General features: G+C 66.6%; 1 protein-coding gene and 1 pseudogene. One reads left to right on the plus strand and one right to left on the minus strand.

Going from position 1 to position 2,324, the window contains the following annotated elements:
• Positions 1 to 450, plus strand: a pseudogene (locus Q0L57_RS12780) (oxidoreductase); the annotation flags it as partial.
• Between the two features lie 75 nt (positions 451 to 525).
• Here the strand turns inward: Q0L57_RS12780 and Q0L57_RS12785 are convergent.
• Positions 526 to 2,324: efflux RND transporter permease subunit (locus Q0L57_RS12785; protein WP_296743155.1), on the minus strand; the 1,799-nt coding region annotated here is incomplete at its 5' end.

Here is a 2,324-nt window from a genome sequence, read left to right on the forward strand (position 1 = left end):
GTCGTCGCCGCCAAGATGAGCAAGGGCATCTACACCGCGCCCGGCCCGGCCGACCTCGTGCATGAATGGGCCTATCTGCCGGACTTCGCCGTCGGCTTCGTCGGCCTGGCGCGCAACCTCGACAGGCTCGGCTTCTACGAGGCCATCAACTTCCCCGGCCACGCCGTCACCGACCTCGACATCAAGGCCGCCGCCGAGAAGGCGCTCGGTCGCAAGCTCAAGCTCACTTCCATGCCCTGGTGGGTGCTGCGCGCCGGCAGCCCGTTCGTCGCCATGTGGAAGGAGATCGTCTCGATGTCCTACCTTCGCTTCGAAGCGCACCAGTTGGTCTCGACCCGGCTGGAAGAGGCCATCGGCGAAATCCCGCACACGCCGCTGGATGAGGCGGTCGAGGAAGCCATGCGCGACATCGGCATTGCGGTTGGCCCCACCTTGCGTCAGGCAGCCTGATCGCCCTGAGCTATCTGAAAATGAAACGGCCGGGCCTCGCAGCGCCCGGCCGTTCATCTGTGGCAGCGAACCGCGCTATTCCGCGGCTTTCGGGAACGCAGCCGCCGGCCCTGCGCCGGCCTCCAGCGCCGGCTCTTCGGACGAAGCCTTGCCCTTGTCGCGCCCGAGCAGGCGCCGGAAGAAGGCATGGAAACGGCTGTTCTTGCTGCGCGTGAACACCATCAGCATGGCAGGCGTCACCACCAGCGTCAGCAGCGTGGCGAAGGACAGGCCGAAGACGATCGCCGAGGACAGCGAAATCCACCACTGCGTCGACGGCGCGTTGATCGTCGTCTCGTGATGGAAGATTTCGAGGCCGAGGCCGAAGGCGATCGGCAGCACGCCGAGGATCGCCGAGACCGCCGTCAGCACCACAGGGCGCGCACGCTCGCGGCAGGTCTGCAGCACCGCCTCCATCTTGTCCCAGCCTTCCTCGCGCAGCCGGTCATAGGTGTCGATCAAAACGATGTTGTTGTTCACCACCACGCCGGCCAGCGCGATGACGCCGATGCCCGACATGACGATGCCGAAGGCTTCACCGGTCAACAGCAGCCCCAGGAACACGCCGATCGTCGCCATCACCACGCAGGAGAGAACGAGCCACACGCTGGTGAACTTGTTGAACTGCATGAGCAGCACCAGGAAGATCAGGAAGAGCGCGGCGCCGAACGCCTTGCCGAGGAATGCGCTCGCCTCCGCGCTGTCCTCGTTGGAGCCGGCGAGCTTCCAGCGTATGCCGCTGCCGAGACCCATGTCGGCGACGGCCTTGGTGACCTCTTGCTGCACCGCCGCCACCTGCGCGCCGGCGGTGACATTGGCCTGGACGACCACGGTGCGGGCGCCGTCGATGCGGTTGAGAACGCCGACGCTCGGCTTTGCCTTGCGGATGACGAAGTTCGATATCGGCACCGATCCTTGCGAGGTCTGCACGCGAAGCTCGTCGAGCGTCGACAGCGTGCGCCGGTCTTCCGGCAGGCGCAGCCTGATGTCGACCGCCTTGTCGGCGCCGGCAGGCCGGTATTCCGACAGCTTGAGGCCATTGGTCACCAGCTGCACCACCGTACCGACCGAGGTCGGGCTGATGCCGTATTGCGCGGCCTTGGCGCGGTCGACCTCGATCGCCCAGTCGACGCCTGGCGGCGGCAGGCCGTCCGAAATGTCGATGACGTTCGGCACTTTCGCGATCCGCGCCGCGACCGCGCGTGCCTTCTCGTCGAGCCCAGCCGGGTCGACGGCCGACAGCCTGATCTGGATCGGCTTGCCGGTCGGCGGACCAGCCTCGGGCACCCTCACCTCGACATCGACACCGGGAATGCCGGCCATGACGCCGCGCAGGTCGTTGAGGATCTGGTTGGCGGACTTGCGCTGGCGCCAGTCGACGAACTCGTACTGGATGACGCCGACGACGTCTTCGGGAACGTCCTGGCCGCCGCCCTGGCTCTTGCCGACGCGCGTATAGACCGACTTCACGCCCGGCCAGCCGAGCAGGCGGCTTTCGGCGGCCTTGGTGGCGGCGTCCATTTCGGCCAGCGACAGGTTGCCGCGCGCGTGCACGTAGAGCAGGCCGTAGTCCGGTTCGACGCTGGGGAAGAACTCCACGCCCGCGCCATATTTCGAATAGGCGAAACCCACACCGACAAGCAGCCCGACGGTGAGCAGGATGACGGTGATCGGGAACCGCACCGCCTGCTTGACCACGGCCATGTAGAGGCCATCGCGGTGATCCTCCTCGTGATGCGCCGGCGCCTTGGCGAAGATGGCGCCCAGCGTCGGCGTGAAGACCAGCGCGTAGAGCATCGAGGCCGACAGCGTCACGATCAGCGTGATCGGCATGT

The sequence above is a fragment of the Mesorhizobium sp. genome (genome assembly GCF_024509055.1).
In the GTDB taxonomy this organism is placed as follows: domain Bacteria; phylum Pseudomonadota; class Alphaproteobacteria; order Rhizobiales; family Rhizobiaceae; genus Mesorhizobium.